This window comes from Caulobacter sp. GW821-FHT10A10 (assembly GCF_059415745.1).
Window position 1 is genome coordinate 106,997 of sequence record NZ_JBWKNV010000002.1, and the last position, 24,135, is coordinate 131,131.

Sequence of the window (24,135 nt, forward strand, 5' to 3'; positions counted from 1 at the left end):
GTTCCCGCCACAAGGGCGGGAATGACGGAGCATAATCGGTGGAAGGACCGTGAAGCTAAGGAGCCTTGCCGGTCTCCAGATAGGCCTTCAGCCGGTCCTGCTGCTGGCCGAGCACCTGGTCGACGACCGGGGCGATCTTGTCGAGACCGCCCTTCATGTAGCCGCCGGCGTCGTAGCTCCAGGTCAGGGTGGTCTTGCCGTCGGCCTCCGCCAGCGCCCAGACCAGGTGGCCGCTGGCGCCGGAGAACTGCAGGGGTCCCAGGCCGCCGAACAGGGTCAGCTGCTTGCCCGGTTGGGCGTTGACGACGGTCATGTGCAGCACCGCGCCACTATTGGGCATCTTCTCGCAGAAGCAGGCCCCCGGCGCCGCGCCCAGCGACAGGTTGGCGGCCGAGCCCGACCAGGTGTGGTCGCTGCTCCACCACTTGGCTGGCTGCACCAGCGCCGCCCAGACCTCGGCGGCGGGTTTGGCGATGACCACGACGCGCTTGGTCTCGAAACCGTTCGGCTGGGCGTCGACCACCTCGGCCCGCGCGGCGCCGGCCGCCAGCAGAGTTAGAACGGCGAGAACGGGGGCGGCGAGTTTCATGGCGCGTCTCCGGAAACGATGTTCGAAGGATCAAGCGCCAGCTTGGCTTTCGAGGCAAGCCGCCCCTTTGCCCGTCATCCCGGCCGAAGCGCAGCGTAGAGCCGGGACCCAGGGGCCGCCGCACGAGGTCGGTCATCGCCTGGGCGCTTGATCGATCCTCAGAGCCCAGTCCCCTGGGTCCCGGATAGCGCTACGCGCTTCCGGGACGACGGGCTGAGTTATGCGACGGAGGCGTCAGGCCTTCTCGAACACCAGCGGGCCGCCCCAGAAGCTCTGCACCAGGCCGTTCTGCGGGCCCGGCTGGCCGGTGGTCAGGAACACCCGGCCGCCGCCCGTCCCCGGGTCGTACTCGGGATGGCGTTCCAGGTAGCGCTCCAGGGAGTCGGCGGTCGATTTGGGCTGGTGGATCACCGGGGTGCCGGCCGGCAGGGCGGCGCGGAAGATGTCGGCGATGATCTCGTAATGGGTGCAGCCCAGCACGGCGCGGTCGGGATAGCGGCCGATGCGGGTCTTCAGCGCCTGGACATATCCTTCGACGGCCTTGGCCAGATCCACCACTCCAGCGTCGGCCTCGATCATCGGTACCAGGTCCGGACAGGGCTGGGAGAACACCGCCAGGTCCTGCTTTCGCTTGTCGATCTCGATCTCGTAGACGCGGGAATTGGTCGTACCCTGCGTGGAGAACACCCCCAGCACGTCGAGCTGCTCGACCTTGTCGCCGCGGCGCTCGGCCTCGTGCTCCCAGGGCAGGCCGGTGGCCGCCTCGATGGTCGGCACGATGATGCCGAGGATGTTGATCGGCCGGCCCAGTTGCTTGCGGTAGCCCGGCAGCCAGGTCTGCTGCAGGCGGCGAAGGGCGATGGCGCTGGCGGTGTTGCAGGCCAGGACCACCAGGCTGGCGCCGGCCTCGAACAGGCGCTCGCAGCCGGCCCGGGTGAGGTCGACGATCTCTTCCCCCGGCTTGCCGCCATAGGGGGCGTTGGCCTGGTCGGCCAGGTAGACGAAGTCCGCCTGGGGCAGACGCTGCACGAGGGCGCGGTGGACGCTGAGGCCGCCCACGCCGGAGTCGAAAACGCCGATGGTCATGGCCTGAGCATTAGCCGCGCCGAGGGCCTCCGTCCATGCGTCCGCATGGGGGAAAAGGGCCGAAAAGGCGTCGGCTTTGAAAAGGTTACGGTCCTGTCATGTGACGGGCGCGCGGGCATGGCCTAGGGTCCGGCCACACTCAACGGAGAGCCATCCGTGCAACGTCGCACCTTCCTGCTTTCGTCCGCCGCGGCCGCCGCCGCGAGCGCCGCCGCGCCCGCCCTTTCCTTCGCCGCGGAGACCAATCCCTTGCTCGCCCCCTGGACCGGCCCGTACGGCGGCGTCCCCGCCTTCGACAAGATGAAGGTCGCCGACCTGACCCCGGCCGTCGACACGGCCATGGCCAGGAACCTGGCCGAGATCGACGCCATCGTCGCCAACAAGGAAAAGCCGACCTTCGCCAACACCATCGCGGCGCTGGAAGACACCGGCCGCACCCTGGCCGACGTCGCCTGCTACTACGGCATCTGGGGCTCGAACATGAGCTCGCCCGAGTACCAGGCCATCGAGCCGGCGATCGACGCCAAGTTCTCCGAGATCGGCGACAAGATCACCCAGAACGCTGGGCTCTTCGCCCGCATCGAGGCGGTCTACAACAGCCCCGAGAAGGCCAAGCTGACGCCCGAGCAGCAGCGCCTCGTCTGGATCTACTACACCAACTTCGTGCGCTCGGGCGCCAAGCTGGATCCGGCCGCCAAGGCCCGGGTCGCGGCCATCAACACCGAGCTTTCGGGCCTCTTCACCAAGTTCAGCCAGAACCTGCTGGCCGACGAGGAGACCTATATCGAGCTGACCGAGGCCGACCTGGCCGGCCTGCCCGACGCCATCAAGGGCGCGACGGCCTCCAGCGCCGAGCAGCGCAAGCTCCCGGGCAAGAACATCATCGTCAACACGCGCTCCAGCGTTGACCCCTACCTGACCAACTCGCCGGTGCGCGCCACCCGCGAGAAGGTCTGGAAGGCCTTCGTCAACCGCGGCGACAACGGCGGCGCGACCGACAACAACGCCCTGATCTCCAAGATCCTCAAGCTGCGCGCCGAGCGCGCCAAGCTGCTGGGCTTCGAGACCCACGCCCACTGGCGCCTCGAGAACGCGATGGCCAAGACGCCCGACAAGGCCATGGCCCTGATGGAAGCCGTCTGGACCCCCGCGATCGAGCAGGTCGCCAAGGACGTCGCCGACATGCAGGCGATCGTCGACGCCGAAGCCAAAGACGGCCAGGGGGGCTTCAAGATCGAGCCCTGGGACTACCGCTACTACGCCGAGAAGGTCCGCAAGGCGAAGTACGACCTCGATATGAACGAGGTGAAGCCGTACATGCAGCTGGAGAAGCTGCGCGAAGGCATGTTCTGGGCCGCCGGCCAAGTCTACGGCTTCGAGTTCAAGAAGGTGTCGGGCCTGCCCGTCTACCAGGACGACATGACCGTCTACGAGGTGCTGCGCGGCGGCAAGCACGTTGGCCTGTGGTACTTCGACCCCTATGCCCGCCAGGGCAAGCGCTCGGGCGCCTGGATGAACGCCTACCGCAACCAGGAGCGCTTCAAGAAGCCGATCTCGACGATCGTCTCCAACAACTCCAACTTCATCGAGGGCAAGCCCGGCGAGCCGGTGCTGATCTCGTGGGACGACGCCAACACCCTGTTCCATGAGTTCGGCCACGCCATCCACGGCCTCAACAGCGACGTCACCTACCCGACCGTGTCGGGCACCAACGTCGCCCGCGACTATGTAGAGTTCCCCAGCCAGCTGAACGAGCACTGGCTCTCGACGCCGGAAGTGCTCAACAAGTTCTGCGTCCATTACAAGACCGGCGAGCCAATTCCGCAGGCCCTGGTGGACAAGATCAAGAAGGCCTCGACCTTCAACCAGGGCTTCGACACCACCGAGTACCTGGCCAGCGCCCTGATCGACATGAAGCTGCACCTGGCGGGCGGCGTCGACATCGATCCGGACAAGTTCGAGCGCGAGGAACTGGCCAAGCTGAAGATGCCCAAGGAGATCGTCATGCGGCACCGCACGCCGCAGTTCGGTCACGTGTTCTCGGGCGACGGCTACTCGGCCGGCTACTACAGCTACCTTTGGGCCGACACCCTGACCGCCGACGTCGCCGAGGCCTTCCAGGAGGCGCCGGGCGGCTTCTACGACAAGCCCACCGGCCAGCGCCTGATCAAGACGATCATGTCGCGCGGCAACTCGGTCGATCCGGCCGAGCAGTTCCGCGCCTTCCGCGGCCGCGACGTCAAGATCGGCGCCCTGATGCGCGACCGCGGCTTCCCGGTTCCCCCGGGGGCGTGATCGCCTTCTTTAGCGTCTGAATGAAGAGCGCCCCGCCCGGTCACCCGGGCGGGGCGTTTTTGTTAGATCCTCCCCCTCTGGGGGAGGTGGCCCAGAGGGCCGGAGGGGGGCCGTTTTCAGCTGCCGCGACGACGGGAAGTCATCAGCCACTCCCCTCTCCGTCCGCTTCGCGGACACCTCTCCCACAGGGAGAGGATTTGATCAGGCCGCCCGCTTCGCCGCGCCCGCGCCGCCGCCGATCTTGAACCGGCCCACCAGCCGCGCCAGTTCGGCCGCCTCGTTGGACAGCGAGTGGCTGGCCGCCGTCGATTGCTCGACCATGGCGGCGTTCTGCTGGGTGGCCTGGTCCATCTGGTTCACCGCCACGTTGACCTGGGCCAGGCCCGTGGCCTGCTCCTGGGCGCCGGCGGCGATCTCGGCGACGGTGTGGTTGATCTCCAGCACGCCGGCGGTGATGCGGCGCAGGGCCTCGCCGGTCTGGCCGACCAGGGCCACGCCCTCGTCCACCTGCTGGCCGGAGGCGCCGATCAGGCCCTTGATCTCCTTGGCGGCTTCCGCCGAGCGCTGGGCAAGGGCCCGCACCTCCGACGCCACCACGGCGAAACCCTTGCCGGCGTCGCCCGCCCGCGCCGCCTCGACCCCAGCGTTCAAGGCCAGCAGATTGGTCTGGAAGGCGATCTCGTCGATCACCCCGATGATGTTGCCGATCTCGCGCGAGGAGGCCTCGATCTGGGTCATGGCGGCGACGGCGCGCTCGACCACGGCCCCGCCGGCCTCGGCGTCCTTGCGGGCGGCGTCGACAGACTTGCGAGCGGTGCCCGCGCCTTCGGCGGCGCGGCGGACGGTGGCGGTGATTTCGTCCAGGGCCGCCGCGGTCTCTTCCAGGCTGGCGGCCTGCTGCTCGGTGCGGCGCGACAGGTCGTCGGCCGCGTGGCTGATCTCGCCCGAACCGGCGCGGATGCCGCCGACCGCCCCGGTGATCACGCTCATGGTCTCCTGCAGCCGCTGCATGGCGGCGTTGAAGTCGTCCTGCAGCTTGCGATAGGCGGGCGGGAAGGCGTGGTCGAGGCGGGCGGTCAGGTCGCCCTGCGCCAGGCGCTCCAGCCCCTCGCCGACCTGGGCGACGACCCCGGCCTGCTCGCGGGCCGACGCGGCGCGCTCGGCCTCGTTGGCCCCGCGCTCGGCCTCGGCCCGGCGGCGCTGCTCGACGGCTTCGCCCTCGACCCGCAGCTTCTCGATCGCCGCGTCCTTGAAGGTCAGCACGGCCTCCGCCATCGCCCCGATCTCGTCCTTGCGGCCCAGGGCCGGCACGGCCACGGCGTTGTCGCCATCGGCCAGGCGGCGCATGGCCGAGGTCATGGCGTCGACCGGGGCGGCGATGCTGCGGGCCAGCAGCCAGCCCATCAGCACGGCGATGCCGACAGCGGCCGCCCCGCCCAGGGCCAAGGCCAGGCCGGCGCCCGCGAAGGCGCGCTTCTGCTCCTCGATCCGCTGGGCCAGCTGAGCCTGCTCGGCCTCGTCTATGGTCTTCAGCGCCTTGCGCACATTGGTCAGGCGGCCGCTCTTGCCGATGCCGACGCGGGCGGCCTCCAGCTTGGCCGGATCCTTGGCGTCGGCGATCTGGGCCAGGGTCTCGGCGCGGAACACGGCCACGGCCTGGGTCAGGGTGTCGAGATTGGTCTTCTCGGCCTCGTCCTCGGCGCCGGCGGTCAGGGCCTGGAAGGCCTCGTCGTACTTGCCCTGGTAGCTCTGGTATTTCTCGACGAACGACGGATCCAGGCTCGCCACGAAGCCGCGCGCGGCGTTCTGCTGCTCGACGAGATCGGCGCCGGCCTTCTCGACCACCGCCAGATAGTCGTAGCTGTGGGCGTTGAGGGCGGTGACCCGCTGGATCGACGCCAGGCCGCTCCAGGCCAGGGCCCCAGCGCCGGCCACGGCCGCCACCAGCACGGCGAAGGCCAAGAGCAGCTTGTGCGCCACCTTGAGGTTGCTGAGCATCACGAGACTTCCCAGGAGAGTGTTGGGAGGAGTTTCGCTGATGCGGATTAATGGATATTATTCATGAACACACGAAGCGCGCATCGAACGACGTTCTTGATTGTTCGGCACAATCAAATCATTCTGCCGCAAGGATAGAACAGAAGGTGCGACGTGTGGTCGCAGGCTTCGACTCCAAAGGTCAAAGCGGGCGATATTGATCCGTGTTCTGATTATTATCGAATACAGTGGAGCGGGGCTCTCCACTTTGGGGCATTTGACGATTTTGCATCTTTGACGCGAATCGTGAGATAAAAACAGCGCACGGCCGCAACCGGGGGACGGGGCCGCGCGTATTCGAACAAGGCCGAGCTTCGGCCGAACGCGCCAAGGACGCGCCCCCGATGAACGCTCCCCCGCCCCTGCCCCTGGTCCGCCCCATGCTGTGGCTGGCCGCCGCCGCCTTCGCGACCGGTTTCGGCGGCTACCTGCTGGTGGGCCTGAGCGCGCGATAATCCCTCTCTCTTTGAGAGAGGGAGGGGCCCGCCGCGAAGCGGTGGGAGGGTGAGAGGTTTCACCGCTTGCCGGAAAACCCACACCGCTCCGCCAATAGCCGCGACCCGAACAACTGGATCCAAAGAGAAAGGCGCGGCCGAACGACCGCGCCTTTTCCTGTGAGAATGTAACCTCTCACCCTCCCATGGCTTCGCCATGGGCCCCTCCCTCTCTCCCAGAGAGAGGGAGTCACACAGCCCTACCGGCCGCCGGTCGAGCCGAAGCCGCCGGCGCCGCGGTCGGTGTCGTCGAGGCTGGCCACCAGGCTCCACGCCGCCTGCACCACCGGGGCGATGACCAGCTGGGCGATGCGGTCGCCGCGGCGGATGACGAAGTCCTCGGCGCCCAGATTGGCCAGGATCACCTTCACTTCACCGCGATAGTCGCTGTCGATGGTGCCCGGCGAGTTCAGGCAGGTGATCCCCGCCTTGGCCGCCAGGCCCGAACGCGGCCGCACCTGGGCCTCGAAACCGGCCGGCACGGCGAAGGCCAGGCCCGTGGGGACCATGAACCGGGCGCCCGGCTTCAGGGTCAGGGGCGCGTCTTCCTCGACGGCGGCGCGCAGGTCCATGCCGGCGGCGCCGACGGTCTCATAGGCGGGCAGCGGCAGGCCGTGGGCGTGGGCGAGTTGGACGACGGGAATGTGGGGCGTGGTGGTCATTTAGTCAGGGCTTCCGCGATGCGTTGGGCGATGGAGCGGGCGACGTCGTCCTTGGACGCGCGTTCCCAGCGTTCGGTGTGGTCCTTGGCGATCAGCAGGACCGCGTTCTCGGTTCCGCCCATGACGCCCGGCTCGGTGACGTCGTTGGCGATGATCCAGTCGCAGCCCTTGCGCGCCAGCTTGGCGCGGGCATGGGCCTCGACGTCGTCGGTCTCGGCCGCGAAGCCGACCACCAGTTTCGGCCGGTTCGGACCGCTGGCGGCCAGGGTCGCCAGGATGTCGGGGTTCTCGACGAAGGTCAGGGCCGGCGGCCCGCCCTTGTCCTTCTTCAGCTTGGAGCCGAACACCTCGTCGACCCGCCAGTCGGCGACGGCGGCGACGAACACCCCCACGTCGGCCGGCAGGGCGGCCTGGGAAGCAGCCAGCATCTCGCGGGCGGTCTCGACATCGACGCGCTCGACGCCCGGCGGGGTCGGCAGCGACACCGGTCCGCTGACCAGGGTGACCTTGGCGCCCAGTTTGGCCAGGGCGCCGGCGATGGCGTAGCCCTGGCGGCCGCTGGAGCGGTTGGTGATGCCGCGCACGGGGTCGATCGGCTCGAACGTCGGACCGGCGGTGACCAGGGCGTGCTTGCCGGCCAGCGGCCAGGCCTCGAAGATCTCCTCGGCCGGCGCGTCGAGCATTTTCATGATCGCGGCGAAGATCTCGGGCGGCTCGGCCAGGCGGCCGGGGCCGAACTCGCCGCAGGCCATGGCCCCTTCGTCAGGCCCGACGAAGCTCACGCCGTCGGCCTTCAGGGTCGCCACGTTGCGCTGGGTGGCCGGGTGCAGCCACATGCGCACGTTCATGGCCGGGGCCATCAGCACCGGCTTGTCCGTGGCCAGCAGGGTGGTGGAGGCCAGGTCCCCGGCCAGACCGTTGGCCGCCTTGGCGATCAGGTCGGCCGTCGCCGGCGCCACGACGACGAGGTCGGCCGAGCGAGACAGCTGGATGTGGCCCATCTCGGCCTCGTCGGTCAGCGAGAAGAGGTCGTCATAGACCTTGTCCTCGGACAGCGCCGCCAGCGACAGCGGAGTGACGAACTCCGCCCCGGCCTTGGTCAGGATCGGCCGCACGCCGACGCCGGCCTTGCGCAGCAGGCGGGTCAGCTCCAGCGCCTTGTAGGCCGCCACGCCGCCGCCGACGATCAGGAGCACGCGCTTGCCGCCCGGGATGTCGCTCACCTTGAAGGCCTCTCGTCCGCCGGTTCCCCTCCGCGCATAGAGCGCCTCGCGCCCGCAGGCAATCGCGCTGGCGGGCCGCGCGCGGAAGATGCACGAGGGGACTCGACTCGCGTTCCTTTTTCGTTCACCAATCGTTAAGATTGCAAAATCGGGGAGCGAGCGAGCATGACGGGAGCGTTGCGTTTCGGACTTCTGGCCCTTTCGGCCGCCTTGCTGGCGGGCTGCGACGGCGGGGCTTCGGCGGTGAAGGCCGCCAAGGGCGGCGACGCCGTAGCGACGGGCGGCGGGATCGACAGCGGCGGCGTTCCGGCGGCCGCCGGCGAGGTCGCCGACGCCTCCGGCGCGGCCCGGCAGGCGGCCGACCCGCGCGATGCGCCGGTGCAGCTGATCGCCGGCCGGCCGATGTGGGCCGCCAACCGCACCCGCACCGCCGAGGAAAACGCCCAGCGCGGCTTCGAGCGGTTCGGCGAGGCGTTCGGCGCCAAGACCGTCGACGACTATGTGAAGAAGACCCACGCCTTCGTCGCCAGGCCGCCGGCCGGCAGCCAGACCTTGAAGCGCGCCAATGGCGACACCCTGATTTACGACCCGGCCGGCAACGTCTTCGCCGTGGTCACCCGGGCCGGCGCGCCGCGCACCATGTTCAAGCCCGATGACGGGGCCGATTACTGGCGCAAGCAGAAGGAAGGCCAGACCCGCCGCACGGCGGCGTCCGACCGGCGGGGCAGTGAAGGCGGCAACGGCTGAACGCCGCCGCCCGCACCAGACTTGGGGGGAGACGAACCATGAGGGAACAGCCGGTTCCGGACGCGGCCCTGCGCGACGGGGGCGCCACCGAGATGGCGCGCATCTGGGTGGCCGAGCACGGTCTGCACTGCAGCCTGCGCATCGGGGTCTATGACGACACCCCGATCGACGAGGCGCGGGCCTGGGGGATGATGCTGGCCGATCTGCTGCGCCATGTCGGCCGGGGCCTGTCGGCCTATTATCAGCGCGAGGCCGGCGAGGTGGTCGAGGCGGTGCTCGAGGCCATGCGCGACGAGCTGGCCGCCCCGACCACGCCGATCGAGGGCGGCCTGACCGACGCGCCGGAGACGGCGTCCGGCGGCCCGGCGCCCCGGTCGCACTGAACCGCCGGGTTTGGTCGCTGAGACAAGGCGCGTGTGTCGGGGCAAGGCGTGCGCTAGGTCACAGCCACGGCTCGGGCGCGGCGGCTAAGGGCCTGGATTTTGCCGGACGGGTCTGCGTCGCCGGGACGCGCCGGACGTAAGCAGGGGGAAGGACGATGATCGATCGGCGGGCGCTGCTGGGCTTCCTGGCGACCGCGGGCGCCGCGACGGCGCTCGATAGGGCGGCCGCGCGGGGCCTGGCGCCAGAGGAACGGCAAGGCGGACGGCCGGCGATCTTCGCGCAGCCCGACCGCGCCCTGAAGGTCGAGGTCCCCGGCGGCCAGGTCTATGTGCGGATCAACGGGAGGCTGGATGGCCCGCTGGCGCCCGTGGTCTTCGTCCACGGCGGGCCGGGCGGCACGCATGCGGGCTTCCTCGACGCCCTGGCCCTGGCCGACGAGCGGGCGGTGATCCTCTACGACCAGCTGGATTCGGGCCTGTCGGACCATCCGATGAACCCGGCCAACTGGACCGTGCCGCGCTTCGTCGACGAGCTGGAGGCCGTGCGCACGGGCCTGGGGGTATCGCGCTGGCACGTCGTCGGCCACAGCTGGGGCGGTACGGTCGCTCTGGAATACGGCGCGCGGCGACTTCCGGCCCAGGCGGGGCTGTGCCTGGCCAGTCCCCTGGTCTCGACCCGCAGCTGGATCGCCGACGCCGAGACCCTGCGCGGCGACCTGCCGGCGCCGGTGCGCGACCAGCTGGTGCGGTGCGAGGCGCCCGCTCCGCCGCCGCCCAAGGCGGCCTGCTTGGCGGCGACCGACGCCTTCTACGCCGCCTTCCTGACCCGCGAGCGGCCCTCGCCAGCCCATCGCGCCTATCACCCGCCCGGCGATCGTGGCTTCAACGAGACCCTATACCGCGCCATGTGGGGTCCGACCGAGTTCTCGGCGACCGGAACGCTGAAGACCTATGACGGCGAGCCGCTGCTCGACCGACTGGATGGCAAGCGCACCCTGTTCATGGTCGGCCAGTACGACGAGGCCCGCCCTGTCACCGCCGAACGCTTCGCCCGCCGCGTGGCCGGCGCCGAGCTTTCCGTCATCCCCGGCGCCGGCCACGCCACCTTCACCGACCGCCCGGAGGAGACCGTGGCCGTGCTGCGCCAGTGGCTGCGCAGGCAGGATCGGCTGGGCTGAGGGTCAAAGATCCTCCCCCTTGAAGGGGGAGGTGTCGGCGAAGCCGACGGAGGGGGATGTGACTGCTGATATGGCGGCCCTCTCGATACCGGAAGAGACTTCCCCCTCCGGCCCTTCGGGCCACCTCCCCCTTCAGGGGGAGGATCTGGAGCGACGACGTCAGCCTCGGGGAGCCGCCCCCCTACCGCCGCTTCTTGCCCTTCGCGGCGGTCGTCTTCTTCTTGCTGGCGCCCTTGGCGGACTTGCCCTTCACCGCCTTGCCCTTGGCGGCCTTGCCCGAGCGCGAGGCCGAGGCCTTTCCGCTCTTCTTGGCGGCGGCGGCGCACTTGGCCTTGGCGGCCTTCAGGGCCTTGCCCTTCTTGCCCTTGGTGACGCAGGGCGCGGCCTTGGCCGGCGCGGCGGCGACGGGACGAGCGGCGGGGGCGACGCGGGGCGGCCAGATCACCGGTCCGCGCGCGGCGCTGGCGTAGCCGGCCGGCAGGATCGGCATGCCGGTGCGCTCGACGCTCACCGTGACCGGCGCGGCCCCATCCTCGGCCAGGCGACCGCTCCAGGCGCCGTCGGAGCCGCCGGTCAGCGACAGGGTCGAGCCGACCCCGGCCCTGGCCATGAACCGCACGGCCGCGCCACCGTCATAGGTGCGCTCGACGCTGTCGATCAGGCCGGTGGAGCCCACCGCGCCCTTGCGGCGCAGATCACGCCAGGCGCCCTCGACGGGGCCGTAGCCGCCGGCCGGATCGACGATCTGCAGGGCGTAGAGGGCGGTTCCGTCAGCGCCCCGGATCGTCCAGCCGCCGTCGAGCGGTCCCTGCAGTCCTTGCGCGGCGGCGATCGAGCCCTTCACCCGCAGCTCATAGGCCTGCTCGACGCTCATCGCCCCGCCGGCGGCCGCAGGGGCGGCGGGCTCGGGGGCCGGAATCGGCAGGATGGTCGGCTTGTGGCGCTGGGCGGGCGCGGCGGCCGGGGCCTCGTCCTCCTCGTCGGTGGTCTGGGGGCCGCTGGCGGCGATCAGGTCGGCCAGCGGATCGGCGGCGGCTGGCGCGGCCACGGGCGGAGCTTCAGACTGAACGGCCGGCGGCACGGCGACCACCGGGATCGCCGGCGCGGAAGCCGGCGCAGCCACAGGCGACGGGGCCGTCGTCACCACCGCGTCAGGCGCGGAAACGGCCGGAACAGCAGCGGGAGCCGAAACCTGGGCCAGGGCGACGACCGGGATCGACAGCAGGGCGACCAGCGAGACCGACAGGGAAACGGGCGGCAAGACGAGGCGACGCATGGATTTCCCTATCAGCCCGCCGTCTTGGCGGCGATGGCTTCCGACACGGCCACCAGGCGCTGGGCCTGAACCAGATGCAGGCGCTCGGCCATCTTGCCCTCGACCCGCAGCGCGCCCTTGCCGGCGTTGTCCGGGTCGGCGAAGGCGGCGATCACCGCCCGGCTCCAGGCGATCTCGTCGGCCGAGGGCGAGAACACCCGGTTGCAGATTTCGAGATGCTTGGGGTGGATCAGGGTCTTGCCGTCGAAACCGAAATCCACCGCCTGGCCACAGACGGCCTCCAGCGCGGTCAGGTCCTCGATGTCGTTGTGCACCCCGTCGAGGATGGACAGGCCATGGCCCCGCGCGGCCGCCACCGACAGCGACAGGATCGGCAGGAAGGCCTCGCGCCCCGGCGTCTGCCGCGCCCGCATCTCCTTGGCCAGGTCATTGACGCCCATCACCCAGGCCGACAGCCGGGTGGTCTTCGAAGCTTCCGCGATCTCCCACAGGTGGAAGGCGGCCTTGGCCGTCTCGATCATCGTCCACAGGCGAGTGTGGATCGGGGCCGCGTGCAGGGCCGCGTCATAGGCGTGGACGTCGGCGGCGTCATTGACCTTGGGCACGAGCACGGCGTCGGAGCCGGCCTCGGCGGCGGCCTTCAGGTCGTCGGCGCCCCAGGGGGTGTCCAGGCCGTTGGTGCGGATGACGATCTCGCGCGGACCAAAGCCCCCGGCCTTGACGGCGGCCACGGCGGCCTCGCGGGCGGAAAGCTTCATCTCCGGCGCGACGGCGTCCTCCAGGTCGAGGATGATCACGTCGGCGTCCAGCGTGCGCGCCTTCTCCACCGCCTTGGCGTTGGAGGCGGGCATGTAGAGGGCGCTGCGGCGTGGCCGGGCGATGTCGGTCATGAGGCTCTCGAGGCGCGGGATCGCGAAACCTGTAAAGCACCTGCCGCGCGGACCGGAAAGCGGAGATATCGCGGCGGGCGACGCGCCCGCTACCGTCTCGGGGGAAGCCATGGCGGGAAAGCGGCAAACGGGGTTAAGCTCGCCGCATGACGACGCGCCCCACGCCCACGCGATACGACGAGACGGCCCGCAACGTCCTGGGCGGCGAACTGGTCCCCTGCTCGCTGGATCCGGTGACCGGCTTCTACCGCAACGGCTGCTGCGAGACCGGGCCGCACGACCTGGGCCTGCACACCGTCTGCGCGGTGATGACCGAGGAGTTCCTGGCCTTCTCCAAGGCCTCCGGCAACGACCTGTCGACCCCGCGTCCCGAGTTCGCCTTCCGCGGCTTGCGGCCCGGCGACCGCTGGTGCCTGTGCGCCGGCCGCTGGCGCGAGGCGCTGGACGCCGGCATGGCCCCCCAGGTCATTCTGGAAGCCACCCACGAGGAGACCCTGGCGATCGTTTCGCTGGGCGTGCTGAAGGACCACGCGGCGGTCTAGGCCTTGTCGCCTGGCAGCCGGACGGGAGCCCCGATGGTCGATTACGAGCGCAGGCTGCTGATGCTAGTCGGGCTGATTGCCCTGGCCTTCCTGCCGCTGCTGGCCGCGTCCCTGGTGTTCCTGTCGCAGGTCTCGACCGCGCAGGACCGGCTGGACGCCCTCTACGCCCGCACCGTGATCCTCGCCCACGAACTGCGCGGCGAGAAGATGCGGCAGAACTCGCTGGTGCCGGTGATCGTGCTGACCGGCGACGCCGCGCCGCTGGGCGAGCTGAAGCGCTCGAACCAGCGGTTCGACAGCCTGCTGGGCCAGCTGCGCGGCCTGGCCCGCGACACGGGCGCCCACACCACGCTCGACACGGTGGCCGCCCTGCAGCGCCGGCTGCTGACCATGCAGGACACCGGCCTGGCCAAGCGGCTGGGCGGCGCCTCGCCGGCCGAGGCCAACGCCTATTTCCAACGCAACGCCGTGCCCCTGTCGGCGGAGCTCAACGCGGCCATCGACCGCTTCGCCGACCAGGCGACCGCCGGCTACCAGGCCGAGCGGGCCCACAGCCAGCGCGTGGTGCGGGGCGTCTTCTGGGTGCTGGCCGTCGCCTCGGTCTGCGCCTTCGCCTTCTGCGCCTTCCTGGGTCGGCTGCTGCTGAGGCTGGTCGAGCAGAAGCGCGCCTATGACCAGGCCGCCGCTCGCCTGGCCGAGCGCGAAAAATCCATCTCCCTGGCCCGCAAGGAGGCCGTCGAGATCGTCGCCCACGACCTCAACAACCCGATCACCACCATCCTGTTCGCCAGCGAGAACCTGCTGGCCGAGCCTGAGCTCGACCACCAGCCGCGCATGAAGGGGGCGATCGAGAACATCCGCATGGCCACCGAGACCATGCGCCGGCTGATCCGCAACATCCTCGACCATTCCAAGATCGAGGCCGGCGGCCTGGTGCTGTCGAAGGAGACGATCGACCTGCGTCGGCTGCTGGCCGACGTCGCCGGCCAGTTCGAGGTCTCGGCGGCCCGCAAGGGCGTGGCCTTCTCCTACGCGCCGCACGGCGACCAGGACGCGGCCGATACGTTCCTCGAAGCCGACGGCGCCCGCCTGGAACAGGTGGTGGCCAACCTGCTGTCCAACGCCATCAAGTTCACCGCCCCCGGCGGCCAGGTGTCGCTGACCAGCGAGATCTCCGACGCCGCCGTGGTGGTCGAGGTGCGCGACACCGGCTGGGGCATGACCGAAGAACAGGCCGCGCGGATCTTCGACCGCAACTGGCAGACCGACGCGGCCGCCGCCCATGGCAACGGCCTAGGCCTGACCATCAGCAAGGCCATCGTCGAAGCCCACGGCGGCCGCCTGGGCGTGGACAGCCGCCCCGGCGAGGGCTCGGCGTTCCGCGTCACCCTGCCGCTGGCGGCGTGAGCTTAGGCGTCAGACCCTCACGCCCCTGACCTTCGCGGCCAGGGTTTCCAGCCTGTCCATGTCGGCGTCCGACAGCGTCAGCGTCGCCGCCATGACGTTCTCTTCCAGGCGCATCCGCCGGCGCGTGCCAGGGATCGGAACCATGGCCACGCCCAGGGCGCGAGCCCGGGCGTAGAGCCAGGCCAGGGCCGTCTGAGCCGCCGTGATCCCGTGGGCTGCAGCGATCGCCTCGACCTCGGCGACCAGCCGGTCGTTGCCGTCCAGGTTCTCGGCTGCAAAGCGCGGGAAGTTCAGGCGGGCATCGTCCTTGGGCAGCGCGCGGGCGAAGTCACGGCTGGTCAGCAGGCCCCGACCCAGCGGCGCGAAGGGCACGAGCGTCACGCCCAGTTCGGCGGCCAGGGGGGCGATGCCACCTTCGATGTCACGGCTGAACAGCGACCATTCCGATTGCAGGGCGGCGATCGGATGGATGGCGTGGGCCTCGCGCAGTTCGTCGGGCTCCACCTCGCACAGGCCCAGCTGGCGCACCTTGCCGGCGCTCACCAGCTCGGCCATGGCGCCGACGGACTCGGCCAGCGGCACGGCCTTGTCGCGGCGGTGCATGTAGTAGAGGTCAATGGTCTCGATCCCGAGGCGTTGCAGCGACCGCTCGGCGGCCGCGCGGATGTGCTCGGGACGGTTGCTGAGGCTCCAGTCGTTGGGCGTCTGGGGCGTGCGCACATAGCCGAACTTGGTGGCGACCAAGGCTTGGCCCCGGTTCTGGCGCAGGAAATCCGCCAGGAAGGCCTCGTTGGCGCCCAGCCCGTACATGTCGGCGGTGTCGAACAGGGTCACGCCCAGCTCCAGGGCGCGGTCCAGCGTGGCGCGCGCCTCGGCCTCGTCGGTCGCGCCGTAGAACTCGCTCATGCCCATGCAGCCCAGACCCTGGGCGCCGATGGAGGGGCCGCCGCGCCCGAGTTCGACCTGGGGAAGGGCGCGCGAAAGGTTCGTCATGGAAAGGCTCCGGATGGATGACGAACAGCCCTATAAGTGTGGACCATGGTCCATGGTCAAGGAGCCGTCGGCATGCTGATCTCGGAGTTCGCCCGCGTCGCCGGCCTGCCCGTCGACACCGTCCGCTTCTACGTCGGCAAGGGCCTGCTGCGGCCCGAACGGGGCGGCAAGGGCGGCGGCAATCCGTACCAGGTCTTCACCCGTGACGACGTCACCACCGCCCGCATGATCCGCCTGCAGCAGTCCCTGGGCTATTCGCTGCGGGAGATCGCGGCGCTGAACGAGGAGTACCGGGCGGGCGGCGGCGGGGACGAGCGCACGGCGCAGGTCCTGCGCCTGCAGATCGAGCGCCTGCTGCAGCGCCGGGCCGAACTCGACGCTGGTCTCGACTTTCTGCAAGGCAAGCTCGACTGGCTGGCGGCGGGACGCCCCGGCGACGTCCCGCGCCTGGAGGACTATCTCTGCCGCGCCGAGGCCGCCAACTCCGAGAGCCCTTCGGCCAGGGAGACGACCGGCGCATAGCCCAACTCGCGGCGGGCCTTGCCGATGTCGAGCGTCACCTCGACGGCCGAGGCGGCGAAGCCTTGCAGGGTCAGAGGCACGGGCTTTGCGCCCCGCGTGACCAGGCCGATCAGGTCGCCGACGGCGGCGACCGTCCGCACCAAGCCGCGCGGCACGGCCTTGTCAGGCGCCGCCACGTTTTGCGTCGCCAGCAACGCCGAGACGAACGCTCGGAACGCGACGGGCTCGCCGTCCGACAGGAAATAGACCTCGCCGCCACGTCCGGCCCGCAGCGCCAGGTCGACGCCGTGGCAGAGGTTGTCGACATGGGTGGTCGAAGTCAGGTAGCCGCCGTCGTCGATCCAGGCCAACTGGCCCGAACGGGCCGCCTCGACCAGCGTCGGCAGGGCCGTGGTGTCGTCGCGCCCCCAGACGAAGCGCGGGCGCACGACGACGACCGCGAAGGTCTCGTCGCTCATGGAGAGGGCGATCTTCTCGGCGGCGATCTTGCTGCGTGAATAGGAGCCGGCCGGCCGGGTCGGATAGGGCCTAGTCTCGTCGACATGGCGCAGCGGCCGCCCGTCGCCCAGCACCGACTCCGTGCTCAGGTGCACGACACGGCGCACGCCGGCGGCCCGGGCGGCGCGCAGGACGGTCCGGGTTGCCTCGGCGTTGGTCCGCATCTGGGCCGCGCCGCCATGGCCGTGATCGGTGTCGGCGGCCGCATGGATCAGGGCGTCGCAGCCGGCCATGGCTTGCCCGATCCCCGGATCAAGGATGTCGCCGATCACCGCGACCGCGCCCAGGGCCCGCAGGCGGTCGGCGGCTTCGAGGCTGCGCGCCAGGGCGACCACCTCGACGCCGTCGCTCAGGAAGCGGCGCACCAGATTGCGGCCGACATAGCCGGCCGCGCCGGTCACGAAGAGGCGTCGCGGGCAGGCGTGCGCGTTCGTCGCCGCGCCGGGGGCGGCGGAGGAAGGGTTGGTCATGGTCTTGAAGTCCGGTTTGGGGGAGGGATCAGTCGCCCGTCGGCGGCGGGCCGTCCGACGGCGTCGCCGAGGACAGCCATTCGATCTCGCGAACGATCCTGTCGCGCTCGGCCGGCGGGAAGTGGTGGAAGTCGAGGAACTCGAGGAACTTCAGGCCCTCGAGGGCGAGATAGGCCAGCAGGGCCCCGCGCGGCGCGGCCGAGGTGTCGAGCACGCGGGCGACGACGCCGGCCTGGTTGGCCTGCATCTTCCGGCGCAGGTCGGCGTCCAGCACCAGGGCGGCGCTCAGATTGAGGGCGACGGCGCGGAAATCCTCGGGCGGGGCGTGGGCGCCGCCGCGGATCCGCCCGCGGATGACGGGGCTGTCCTGGCCCGCCAGCTCGGCTTCCAGGGCCGCGTGGCGGGCGTTGTCGGCCGCGAACGAGCGGTCGACTACCGCCTCGATCAGGGCCTGCTTGGTCTTGAAGTCATAGATCACCGTCGCCTTGCCGACCCCGGCCTCCTTGGCCACGGCGTCCAGCGTCAGATTGGCCGCGCCGTCCCGCGCGACCACACGCTCGGCGGCGTCGAGAATGACCTGCTGGTCGATGACGCGCTTGCGTCCCATCTTGGCTCCGATTCATAACCGACCGGATGGTTATAAATCGAGGACGGGCGATCCGTAAAGGCCGCGATGCCGATCGCGTGGCGTCATGTCGCCCCTCGTCAGGCCAGCGGCTTCAGCTCGCCCAGCATTGTCGGGATCAGCTCCGACACCGTCGGATGGATCGGCACGGTGCGCTGGAGCACCGTGTAGGGGGCCTTGGCGTACATGATGTCGAGAACGCCGTGGATAGCCTCGTCGCCGGACACGCCGAGGATCGAGGCGCCGAGGATCTGCCTGGTCTCGGCGTCGACCAGCACCTTCATGAACCCCTGCGTCTCGCCCTTCTCGACGGCCCGGCCGACGCGGGTCATGGGGCGGGTTCCGACCAGGGCGGGACGGCCGCTATTGCGGACCTCGGCCTCGGTCATCCCCACCCGGCCCAGCGGCGGGTCGGTGTAGAGGGCGTAGGCGGTCAGGCGGTCGGTGACCTTGCGCGGATCGTCATCGAGCAGGTTGGCGGCGATGATCTCGAAGTCGTTGTAGGCCGTGTGGGTGAAGGCGCCCCGGCCGTTGCAATCGCCCATGGCCCAGATCGACGGCACGTTTGTGCGCAGGGCATCGTCCACCTGGATGTAGCCGCGCTTGTCGAGCGTCACGCCGGCCGCGTCGAGGCCCAGATCGTCGGTGTTGGGCTTGCGGCCGACGGCCAGCAGCACGTGCGAGCCCTTCACGGCCGGCTCGCCCTCGCGGCAGGTGACGTTGACGCAAATCCCTTCCTCGCAGGGCGCGAAGCTGATGCATTCGGAATTGAGGCGGAAGGCGACCCCTTCGGCCTCCAGGATCTCGCGCACCGTGTCGGAGACTTCCGGATCCTCGCGGCCGATCAGACGCGGGCCCATCTCGACCACGGTGACTTGGGCGCCGAAGCGCCGGTACATCTGGGCGAACTCCAGGCCGATGTAGCTGCCGCCGACGATGACCAGGTGCTCGGGCAGCACGTCGAGCTGCATCATGCCGGTGTTGGTCAGGTAGGGCACGTCGCCCACGCCCGGCATGTCGGGCACGTTGGCGCGCCCGCCGACATTGAGGAAGATCTTCGACGCCTCCAGCACCGCCTCGCCGACCTGCACGGTGGTGGGCGAGGTCAGGCGGGCGTGGCCTTCGAAGACGGTGAGGCCGTCCATGCCCTTCAGCCATTTCTCGACGCCGCCGCGGGCGTTGCGGACGACGGTCTGCTGGCGGGCCTTGATCGCCTTCATGTCGACGCCGACCTCGCCCTGCAGCACGACGCCGTAGTCGGCGGCGCGGCGAGCCAGGTGCGCGGCATAGGCGCTGGCCACCAGGGTCTTGGTCGGCATACAGCCGGTGTTGACGCAGGTGCCGCCGAACAGCTTGCGCTCGACCAGGGCGACCTTCCAGCCGGCGGCGGTCAGGCGGCCGGCCAGGGACGGCCCCGCCTGCCCCGCGCCGACGATGATCGCATCGAACATCTGGGCGGCCATCACGACACCGCCGAGACGATCAGCCAGGCGCCGCCCAGGGCGACGACGTCCTCGATCAGGGCCGCCGGCGTGTCGCGCTTGAAGGCCTTGGCCAGACGCCCGCGCGCCTCGGCCCCGCCCAGGGTGCCGATCACCGCGCCGACCACGCCGAGGACGGCCCCGACGATCCACGAGCCGCCGGCGAAACCGATGGCGGCGCCCGAGAAGCCGCCGCTGACGATGCGCGCCCCGAACTGCGGCGGAACCTTGCGGCTGGGGGTGAAGGGCAGCTGGTCGGTGACCAGCTCGACCACCGCCAGGGCGGTGAAGATCCAGACGGCGATGTTGTTGCTTAGCCAGGCCAGCGGCGTGCCCGCCAGCGGGATCCAGCCCAGATGTGCGGCCCAGGCGACGGCGGCGGGGGCGGTCATGGCCCGCAGGCCGGCGATCACCCCGATGAGCAGGGCCAGGACGTAGAGGGTCATGCGAGAGCTCCCGAGCGTCGCCGCGATCAGGCGCGCCCTGGAAGCAAACCGCAAGCGGAGCGTGCAGGCTTGGACGTTTCGGCTTTGGCGAACCTCCCCCCTGTGGGGGAGGCGGCCGAAGGCCGGTGGGGGGACGTTTTCAGCTTTCGGGGGCGTCGGTAGGGCTTGTCGCCGACTTCCCCCACCGATCGCTACGCGATCGCCTCCCCCACGGGGGGAGGTTCCATCAGCAGATACTCCCGCTCCAGCCGGTAGACCGAGCCTTCCCGGGTCTGCCAGCTGGAATAGAGGCCGAAGCGATCGACCCGGAAGGCCGGCGAGTGCAGCAGGTTGTTGCGCTGGATCCAGGCGGCGACCTCGGGAACCGTGGCGCGCTTCAGATAGGCCAGGGTGACGTGCGGCAGGTAGGTGCGGGTCTCGGGCTTGAGGCCGACATGGCGGGCGGCGCTCTCGTTGGCCTTCTGCAGGCGGCGCAGCAGCGGCTGGTCCTCGACCCCCGCCCAGACGGCGTGCATGTCCGCCCCCTCGCCGAAATGGCCGGCGCCCTTCAGTTCCAGGTCGAAGGCCGGAGCCTGGATCTCGGAGAGCGCCTCGTCGAGATCGGCCGCATCGGGTTCGGCCACGTCGCCGATGAAGCGCAGGGTGACGTGGAAGGCGTCCAGCGGCCGCCAGCGGGCGCCCTCGATACCGGACTGACGGTCTTGCAGGGGCGCGCCGATCTTCGGCGGCACGGCGATCGCGGTGAACAGACGGATCATGCCGCCAGCTTAGCCGCCCGGCAGGCGAGACGTCCATGCAGGTCCGCCCGGGCTTCCGCCGGGGAACACAAACCGATAAGGGCGGGCGGCGGCTTCCTCCCCGGCCGCGACAGTCGAGGACGTTTCCATGCCGCGCTCGCCGGAGATCATCGCGCTCAGCGCCGGGTCGCCCAACCTCGTCGAAGGTCAGTGGCCCGACCGCGTGATCGACACCGTCTCGCGGGCCGAACTGCACGCCTTCAAGGTCGAGGCGCCCAAGGCCCGGGTGCTGGTCTGCGCCGGCGGCGGCTATCTGCGGCTGATGCTCGACCGCGAGGGGGTCGAGGTGGCGCTGTGGCTCAACGGCCTGGGCTACGACGCCCATGTCCTGGCCCACCGCCTGCCCGGCGCGACCGATCCCGCGACCGGCAAGCCCCACCCCGCCGACATCGCCCTGACCGACGCCCTGGCGGCGCTGGAGACCATTCCGCGCGACCTGCCGCTGTTCATCATGGGCCTGTCGTCGGGCGGCCACCTGGCCGGGACCATCGCCTGCCAGCCTGGCGTGGATCTGGCCGGTGTGCTGATCGCCTACGCCCCGATCAACGCCAACCACAAGGACTACAAGGCCCCGGCCGGCAAGCCCGACTATCCGCCGGTGGAGAAGCAGGCCTTCTACGACGCCTGGCCGATCGGCATCGCCGGCGAGCCGCACGGCGTGCCGGCCTGTCCGGTGTTCCTGGCCTACGCCCTGCTGGACGAGGCGGTGCCGGTCGAGCACGCGCTGAACTTCATCAAGACCGCCCGCGACCTGAAGCTCGATCTCGACGCCCACGTGTTCGGAACCGCCCCCCACGGCTTCGCCTTGCGCGAGCTGGACGGCCCGCAAGGCGCCTGGCCGAGCCTCGCCGCCGACTGGATGGCGCGGAAGGCGGGGGGCTAGCGTCGGAGACCGCTGCTGGCCGATGCTGACAGGCTTGGATAAGGATTGCTGATGTCCGACGATCCTGACTACAGCCGCGGCTTCGGCGGCGCGGCCCTGGCGGCGCGGCTGCGGCGGGCGTCCGAGCGCCTCGACCGGGACGGCGCCCGGGTCTACGCCGCCCACGGCGTGCGCTTCGAGCAGCGCTGGTACGGCGTGATGCGCCAGTTGATCGAACATGGCCGGCCGATGGCCGTGGGCGAGATCGCCGCCATCCTGCACATCACCCACGCCTCGGTCAGCGAGACCAGCCGGTCGATGGAGAAGGCCGGGATCGTCGCCTCGGTCGCCGCGCCCGAGGACGGCCGCCGACGCCTGCTGGACCTGACCGACGAGGGCAGGACCCTGGCGGCGCGGCTGACACCGCTGTGGGACGCCTTCAACGCCGCCGCCCGCGAACTCGACACCGAGGCGGGCGAGGTCACCCGCCTGCTCGACCGTCTTGATGACGCCCTGGAAGACCGGTCGATGTTCGACCGGATCATGGCCCGGATGCCGGTGAGCGAGCCAGCCGATTGACAGATATGTAGGCACCTACATAAATGACCATCGAACGGAGATCGCTGGTCATGACCCCCACCCGACGCGCGCTGCTGGGCGCCCTGCCCGCCATGGCCTGCCTGAGCCGATCGGCCTTCGCCGCGCCCCCGAAGGCCCTCTCCGCCGCCGACCTCTATCGCGACGCCGTCGTGATCAACGGCAACCTCCTCCTGCCCTTCGATGACGAAAAGCCGCTGGACAAGGACACCCGCGACCAGATCCGGGCCTCGGGCCTGACGGCGGCCAAGATGACCATCGGCGGCTCCGGCGGCGAGACCCGGGCCGAGGTCGCCGAAAGCATCGCCGGCTTCGACAAGGCGATCAGCCTCAGCCCCGACATCTACATGAAGGTCACGGGACCGGCCGACTTCGCCCGCGCCAAGGCCTCGGGCCGGCTGGGCGTGATCTATTCGTTCGAGGCGGCCGAGATGCTGGAGGGCGACGTCGCCGCCATCGACCAGTTCCGCGACCTCGGGGTGCTGGTCATGGGCCTCAGCTACAACCGCACCACCCCGTTCGCCTCGGGCACGATGTCGAAGGAGTCCACAGGCCTCACCGCCCTGGGCCGCCAGGCGGTGGCGCGGATGAACGCCAGGGGCGTGACCATCGACGTCAGCCACAGCGACGAGAAGTCGAGCCTGGCCGCCATCGAAGTCTCCGACCGGCCGGTGCTGATCACCCATGCCGGCTGCAGCGCCGTGCACGCCCATCCGCGCAACAAGTCCGACGACCTTATGCGCGAGCTGGCCGACCGCGGCGGGGTGATGGGGATCTATGAGCTCAGCTACCTGACCACGGCCCCGGCCCAGCCGTCGCTGGAGGTCTATCTGGCCCACCTGACCCACGCCCTGAAGGTCTGTGGCGAAGACCATGTCGGCATCGGCAGCGACGCTCTGCTGTGGCCCTTCGACACCTCTCCCGAGAGCATGGCGGAGTGGAACAAGAGCCTGGAGGATCGCAAGGCCGCCGGCGTCGCCGCCCCGGGCGAGGGTCCACCGCCGTTCGTCACCGAACTGAACCGGCCCGACCGCTGCGCGATCATCGCCGACGCCCTCTCGAAGCGGGGCTACAAGGCGCGGGTGGTGGAGAAGGTGCTGGGGGGCAATTTCCGGCGGGTCTTCAACGAGACCTGGACCGGCTGAGGCTTACCCTTACTCGTCATCCCGGGCGGAGGCGCGCATGGCGCGCCGCAGACCCGGGACCCAGGGGACTGGGTTCGGAGGGCCGACCAAGCGCCCAGGCGATGGCCGACGCCGTGCGGCGGCCCCTGGGTCCCGGCTCTCCGCTTCGCTGCGGCCGGGATGACGATGATTGGGGTCATGGCCGCGATCGCGCGGCTACTCGTCTTCCGACGGGCCTTCGGGCTCGCCCACCAGGTTCGGCGGATCGGCCAGCACGAGGCGTTCGGCCAGCTTCACTTCCGGCGCGGCGGCGCGGGTGAAGGGCAGGTACCAGGTCTGACCGCCGAGCGGCGGGGTGATCTCGAGCAGGTCGCCGGCGCCGAAGTCCTGCACGCTCTTGATCTTGCCCAGGTCCTCGCCGGTCGTGACGTGGCGCACGGCCAGGCCGATCAGGTCGGTGAGGTAGAACTCGTCTTCCTCCGGCTCGGGCAGGGCCGAGCGGGGGACGAAAAGCTTGAGGCCGCGCAGGGCGTCGGCGGCTTCCTTGGTGGTGATTTCCGTACAGCGGCAGATCAGGCCGTCCTTGACCGGACGGGCCGAGCCGATGCTCAGGGCGGTCGAGCCGTCCTGGCGCAGGAGCCGCTTGAAGCCCTTCAGGGCCATCGGCTCTTCGGTATAGGTCGAGATCCGCACCTCGCCGCGCACGCCGAAGCCGCCGGCCACGCGGCCGACCAGGATCAACGGGTCATCGGGAGAGATGGGCATCGACAGGAAACTTTCCGGACGAAGCCGGGATATCTGACGAAGAAGAGAAACCCTCGCCCTTCGACGAGCTCAGGGTGAGGGTTTCTACTGCTTCAGTCCATGACATGGTCCTCACCCTGAGCTTGTCGAAGGGCGAGGACCACGTA

Annotated in this window: 25 protein-coding genes and 1 pseudogene; 11 read left to right on the forward strand and 15 right to left on the reverse strand. The window is 70.2% G+C overall.

All coding sequences use genetic code 11. From position 1 onward, the window contains the following. Positions 1 to 55: 55 nt before the first annotated feature. Together AC07NS_RS05345 and AC07NS_RS05350 are read right to left on the reverse strand one after the other, a co-directional pair. Complete coding sequence (locus tag AC07NS_RS05345) at positions 56 to 589, reverse strand: SRPBCC family protein (RefSeq protein ID WP_494602019.1); 534 nt, start codon at positions 587 to 589, stop codon at positions 56 to 58. A 234-nt stretch (positions 590 to 823) separates the two neighbouring features. Beyond that, a complete protein-coding gene (locus tag AC07NS_RS05350; protein ID WP_494602020.1) occupies positions 824 to 1,675 on the reverse strand; it encodes a glutamate racemase in 852 nt (283 codons plus the stop codon). Between the two features lie 156 nt (positions 1,676 to 1,831). Here AC07NS_RS05350 and AC07NS_RS05355 point away from each other — a divergent pair, with 156 nt between their 5' ends. Next, positions 1,832 to 3,970, forward strand: coding sequence for a M3 family metallopeptidase (locus AC07NS_RS05355; protein ID WP_494602022.1), 2,139 nt, complete (start codon positions 1,832 to 1,834; stop codon positions 3,968 to 3,970). Between the two features lie 201 nt (positions 3,971 to 4,171). Here the strand turns inward: AC07NS_RS05355 and AC07NS_RS05360 are convergent, their stop codons facing one another. Then, complete coding sequence (locus tag AC07NS_RS05360) at positions 4,172 to 5,968, reverse strand: methyl-accepting chemotaxis protein (protein WP_494602024.1); 1,797 nt, start codon at positions 5,966 to 5,968, stop codon at positions 4,172 to 4,174. A 383-nt stretch (positions 5,969 to 6,351) separates the two neighbouring features. On the opposite strand from AC07NS_RS05360, the gene AC07NS_RS05365 reads away from it, so the two are divergent. Then, entirely contained in the window at positions 6,352 to 6,462 is a 111-nt protein-coding gene (locus tag AC07NS_RS05365; RefSeq protein ID WP_233245315.1) for a hypothetical protein, read from the forward strand. A 239-nt stretch (positions 6,463 to 6,701) separates the two neighbouring features. Here AC07NS_RS05365 and dut read toward each other — a convergent pair whose 3' ends face one another. Together dut and coaBC are read right to left on the reverse strand one after the other, a co-directional pair. Then, on the reverse strand, positions 6,702 to 7,163 hold the full coding sequence (gene dut / locus AC07NS_RS05370; RefSeq protein WP_487291294.1) for a dUTP diphosphatase: 462 nt from the start codon (positions 7,161 to 7,163) through the stop codon (positions 6,702 to 6,704). Then, the gene (gene coaBC / locus AC07NS_RS05375) at positions 7,160 to 8,377 is read right to left on the reverse strand and encodes a bifunctional phosphopantothenoylcysteine decarboxylase/phosphopantothenate--cysteine ligase CoaBC (RefSeq protein WP_494602825.1); all 1,218 of its coding nucleotides are present in this window, start codon (positions 8,375 to 8,377) and stop codon (positions 7,160 to 7,162) included. Before coaBC ends, dut begins: the two co-directional genes overlap by 4 nt. 174 nt (positions 8,378 to 8,551) lie before the next feature. Between coaBC and AC07NS_RS05380 the strand changes: the two genes are divergently transcribed. From AC07NS_RS05380 to AC07NS_RS05390, 3 genes are all read left to right on the forward strand, one after another. Next, positions 8,552 to 9,133 carry a hypothetical protein gene (locus tag AC07NS_RS05380; RefSeq protein ID WP_494602026.1) on the forward strand — a complete coding sequence of 194 codons (582 nt, stop codon included), beginning with the start codon at positions 8,552 to 8,554 and terminating at the stop codon, positions 9,131 to 9,133. Positions 9,134 to 9,171: 38 nt separating this feature from the next. Beyond that, positions 9,172 to 9,516 (forward strand): DUF5076 domain-containing protein, encoded by a 345-nt coding sequence (locus tag AC07NS_RS05385; RefSeq protein ID WP_494602028.1) that lies wholly within the window; start codon positions 9,172 to 9,174, stop codon positions 9,514 to 9,516. A 155-nt stretch (positions 9,517 to 9,671) separates the two neighbouring features. Next, positions 9,672 to 10,694 (forward strand): proline iminopeptidase-family hydrolase, encoded by a 1,023-nt coding sequence (locus tag AC07NS_RS05390; RefSeq protein ID WP_494602030.1) that lies wholly within the window; start codon positions 9,672 to 9,674, stop codon positions 10,692 to 10,694. A gap of 181 nt (positions 10,695 to 10,875) precedes the next feature. Here the strand turns inward: AC07NS_RS05390 and AC07NS_RS05395 are convergent, their stop codons facing one another. Both AC07NS_RS05395 and AC07NS_RS05400 read right to left on the reverse strand, forming a co-directional pair. Then, on the reverse strand, positions 10,876 to 11,970 hold the full coding sequence (locus tag AC07NS_RS05395; RefSeq protein ID WP_494602031.1) for a hypothetical protein: 1,095 nt from the start codon (positions 11,968 to 11,970) through the stop codon (positions 10,876 to 10,878). 11 nt (positions 11,971 to 11,981) lie between these two features. Continuing rightward, the gene (locus tag AC07NS_RS05400) at positions 11,982 to 12,860 is read right to left on the reverse strand and encodes an HpcH/HpaI aldolase/citrate lyase family protein (protein ID WP_494602032.1); all 879 of its coding nucleotides are present in this window, start codon (positions 12,858 to 12,860) and stop codon (positions 11,982 to 11,984) included. A 146-nt stretch (positions 12,861 to 13,006) separates the two neighbouring features. On the opposite strand from AC07NS_RS05400, the gene AC07NS_RS05405 reads away from it, so the two are divergent. Both AC07NS_RS05405 and AC07NS_RS05410 read left to right on the forward strand, forming a co-directional pair. Next, positions 13,007 to 13,402, forward strand: a complete 396-nt coding sequence (locus tag AC07NS_RS05405) for a DUF2237 family protein (protein WP_494602033.1) — start codon at positions 13,007 to 13,009, stop codon at positions 13,400 to 13,402. A gap of 33 nt (positions 13,403 to 13,435) precedes the next feature. Further along, complete coding sequence (locus AC07NS_RS05410) at positions 13,436 to 14,809, forward strand: sensor histidine kinase (RefSeq protein ID WP_494602034.1); 1,374 nt, start codon at positions 13,436 to 13,438, stop codon at positions 14,807 to 14,809. Positions 14,810 to 14,818: 9 nt separating this feature from the next. On the opposite strand, the gene AC07NS_RS05415 is transcribed toward AC07NS_RS05410, so the two are convergent. Further along, positions 14,819 to 15,802, reverse strand: a complete 984-nt coding sequence (locus AC07NS_RS05415; RefSeq protein ID WP_494602035.1) for an aldo/keto reductase — start codon at positions 15,800 to 15,802, stop codon at positions 14,819 to 14,821. Between the two features lie 72 nt (positions 15,803 to 15,874). Here AC07NS_RS05415 and AC07NS_RS05420 point away from each other — a divergent pair, with 72 nt between their 5' ends. Next, positions 15,875 to 16,324, forward strand: a complete 450-nt coding sequence (locus AC07NS_RS05420; protein WP_494602037.1) for a MerR family transcriptional regulator — start codon at positions 15,875 to 15,877, stop codon at positions 16,322 to 16,324. Here the strand turns inward: AC07NS_RS05420 and AC07NS_RS05425 are convergent. The 5 genes from AC07NS_RS05425 to thpR form a co-directional block, all read right to left on the reverse strand. Continuing rightward, positions 16,258 to 17,292: an NAD-dependent epimerase/dehydratase family protein gene (locus tag AC07NS_RS05425; RefSeq protein ID WP_494602039.1), complete on the reverse strand. Its 1,035-nt coding sequence runs from the start codon at positions 17,290 to 17,292 to the stop codon at positions 16,258 to 16,260. The genes AC07NS_RS05420 and AC07NS_RS05425 overlap by 67 nt on opposite strands. A 28-nt stretch (positions 17,293 to 17,320) precedes the next feature. Beyond that, positions 17,321 to 17,899 carry a TetR family transcriptional regulator gene (locus AC07NS_RS05430; RefSeq protein ID WP_494602041.1) on the reverse strand — a complete coding sequence of 193 codons (579 nt, stop codon included), beginning with the start codon at positions 17,897 to 17,899 and terminating at the stop codon, positions 17,321 to 17,323. Positions 17,900 to 17,997: 98 nt separating this feature from the next. Next, positions 17,998 to 19,380: an FAD-containing oxidoreductase gene (locus AC07NS_RS05435; RefSeq protein WP_494602043.1), complete on the reverse strand. Its 1,383-nt coding sequence runs from the start codon at positions 19,378 to 19,380 to the stop codon at positions 17,998 to 18,000. After that, complete coding sequence (locus tag AC07NS_RS05440; RefSeq protein WP_494602045.1) at positions 19,380 to 19,844, reverse strand: DUF4126 family protein; 465 nt, start codon at positions 19,842 to 19,844, stop codon at positions 19,380 to 19,382. Before AC07NS_RS05440 ends, AC07NS_RS05435 begins: the two co-directional genes overlap by 1 nt. Positions 19,845 to 20,035: 191 nt before the next feature. After that, on the reverse strand, positions 20,036 to 20,602 hold the full coding sequence (thpR, locus tag AC07NS_RS05445; protein ID WP_494602046.1) for an RNA 2',3'-cyclic phosphodiesterase: 567 nt from the start codon (positions 20,600 to 20,602) through the stop codon (positions 20,036 to 20,038). 127 nt (positions 20,603 to 20,729) lie between these two features. Here thpR and AC07NS_RS05450 point away from each other — a divergent pair, with 127 nt between their 5' ends. Genes AC07NS_RS05450 through AC07NS_RS05460 form a run of 3 tightly spaced genes read left to right on the forward strand, consistent with a single transcriptional unit; the run spans position 20,730 to position 23,245 of the window. After that, entirely contained in the window at positions 20,730 to 21,524 is a 795-nt protein-coding gene (locus AC07NS_RS05450) for an alpha/beta hydrolase (protein ID WP_494602048.1), read from the forward strand. 51 nt (positions 21,525 to 21,575) lie between these two features. Beyond that, positions 21,576 to 22,082, forward strand: a complete 507-nt coding sequence (locus AC07NS_RS05455) for a MarR family winged helix-turn-helix transcriptional regulator (protein ID WP_494602050.1) — start codon at positions 21,576 to 21,578, stop codon at positions 22,080 to 22,082. Between the two features lie 50 nt (positions 22,083 to 22,132). Further along, complete coding sequence (locus AC07NS_RS05460; RefSeq protein WP_494602051.1) at positions 22,133 to 23,245, forward strand: dipeptidase; 1,113 nt, start codon at positions 22,133 to 22,135, stop codon at positions 23,243 to 23,245. 195 nt (positions 23,246 to 23,440) lie between these two features. Here AC07NS_RS05460 and rimM read toward each other — a convergent pair whose 3' ends face one another. Then, positions 23,441 to 23,989: a ribosome maturation factor RimM gene (gene rimM, locus AC07NS_RS05465; protein WP_494602053.1), complete on the reverse strand. Its 549-nt coding sequence runs from the start codon at positions 23,987 to 23,989 to the stop codon at positions 23,441 to 23,443. A gap of 47 nt (positions 23,990 to 24,036) precedes the next feature. Then, a pseudogene (locus AC07NS_RS05470) lies at positions 24,037 to 24,132 on the reverse strand (hypothetical protein); the annotation flags it as partial. Positions 24,133 to 24,135 lie beyond the last annotated feature (3 nt).

Excerpts from the sequence above, each read along its gene's own strand:
- thpR (WP_494602046.1), bottom strand. The coding sequence starts at position 20,602 with ATGATCCGTCTGTTCACCGCGATCGCCGTGCCGCCGAAGATCGGCGCG.
- AC07NS_RS05430 (WP_494602041.1), bottom strand. The coding sequence starts at position 17,899 with ATGGGACGCAAGCGCGTCATCGACCAGCAGGTCATTCTCGACGCCGCC.
- dut (WP_487291294.1), bottom strand. The coding sequence starts at position 7,163 with ATGACCACCACGCCCCACATTCCCGTCGTCCAACTCGCCCACGCCCAC.
- AC07NS_RS05390 (WP_494602030.1), top strand. The coding sequence starts at position 9,672 with ATGATCGATCGGCGGGCGCTGCTGGGCTTCCTGGCGACCGCGGGCGCC.
- AC07NS_RS05410 (WP_494602034.1), top strand. The coding sequence starts at position 13,436 with ATGGTCGATTACGAGCGCAGGCTGCTGATGCTAGTCGGGCTGATTGCC.
- AC07NS_RS05345 (WP_494602019.1), bottom strand. The coding sequence starts at position 589 with ATGAAACTCGCCGCCCCCGTTCTCGCCGTTCTAACTCTGCTGGCGGCC.
- AC07NS_RS05460 (WP_494602051.1), top strand. The coding sequence starts at position 22,133 with ATGACCCCCACCCGACGCGCGCTGCTGGGCGCCCTGCCCGCCATGGCC.
- AC07NS_RS05425 (WP_494602039.1), bottom strand. The coding sequence starts at position 17,292 with ATGACCAACCCTTCCTCCGCCGCCCCCGGCGCGGCGACGAACGCGCAC.
- AC07NS_RS05420 (WP_494602037.1), top strand. The coding sequence starts at position 15,875 with ATGCTGATCTCGGAGTTCGCCCGCGTCGCCGGCCTGCCCGTCGACACC.
- AC07NS_RS05360 (WP_494602024.1), bottom strand. The coding sequence starts at position 5,968 with ATGCTCAGCAACCTCAAGGTGGCGCACAAGCTGCTCTTGGCCTTCGCC.
- AC07NS_RS05400 (WP_494602032.1), bottom strand. The coding sequence starts at position 12,860 with ATGACCGACATCGCCCGGCCACGCCGCAGCGCCCTCTACATGCCCGCC.
- AC07NS_RS05380 (WP_494602026.1), top strand. The coding sequence starts at position 8,552 with ATGACGGGAGCGTTGCGTTTCGGACTTCTGGCCCTTTCGGCCGCCTTG.
- AC07NS_RS05415 (WP_494602035.1), bottom strand. The coding sequence starts at position 15,802 with ATGACGAACCTTTCGCGCGCCCTTCCCCAGGTCGAACTCGGGCGCGGC.
- AC07NS_RS05385 (WP_494602028.1), top strand. The coding sequence starts at position 9,172 with ATGAGGGAACAGCCGGTTCCGGACGCGGCCCTGCGCGACGGGGGCGCC.
- AC07NS_RS05435 (WP_494602043.1), bottom strand. The coding sequence starts at position 19,380 with ATGGCCGCCCAGATGTTCGATGCGATCATCGTCGGCGCGGGGCAGGCG.
- AC07NS_RS05405 (WP_494602033.1), top strand. The coding sequence starts at position 13,007 with ATGACGACGCGCCCCACGCCCACGCGATACGACGAGACGGCCCGCAAC.
- AC07NS_RS05365 (WP_233245315.1), top strand. The coding sequence starts at position 6,352 with ATGAACGCTCCCCCGCCCCTGCCCCTGGTCCGCCCCATGCTGTGGCTG.
- AC07NS_RS05395 (WP_494602031.1), bottom strand. The coding sequence starts at position 11,970 with ATGCGTCGCCTCGTCTTGCCGCCCGTTTCCCTGTCGGTCTCGCTGGTC.
- AC07NS_RS05455 (WP_494602050.1), top strand. The coding sequence starts at position 21,576 with ATGTCCGACGATCCTGACTACAGCCGCGGCTTCGGCGGCGCGGCCCTG.
- AC07NS_RS05440 (WP_494602045.1), bottom strand. The coding sequence starts at position 19,844 with ATGACCCTCTACGTCCTGGCCCTGCTCATCGGGGTGATCGCCGGCCTG.
- rimM (WP_494602053.1), bottom strand. The coding sequence starts at position 23,989 with ATGCCCATCTCTCCCGATGACCCGTTGATCCTGGTCGGCCGCGTGGCC.
- AC07NS_RS05450 (WP_494602048.1), top strand. The coding sequence starts at position 20,730 with ATGCCGCGCTCGCCGGAGATCATCGCGCTCAGCGCCGGGTCGCCCAAC.
- AC07NS_RS05350 (WP_494602020.1), bottom strand. The coding sequence starts at position 1,675 with ATGACCATCGGCGTTTTCGACTCCGGCGTGGGCGGCCTCAGCGTCCAC.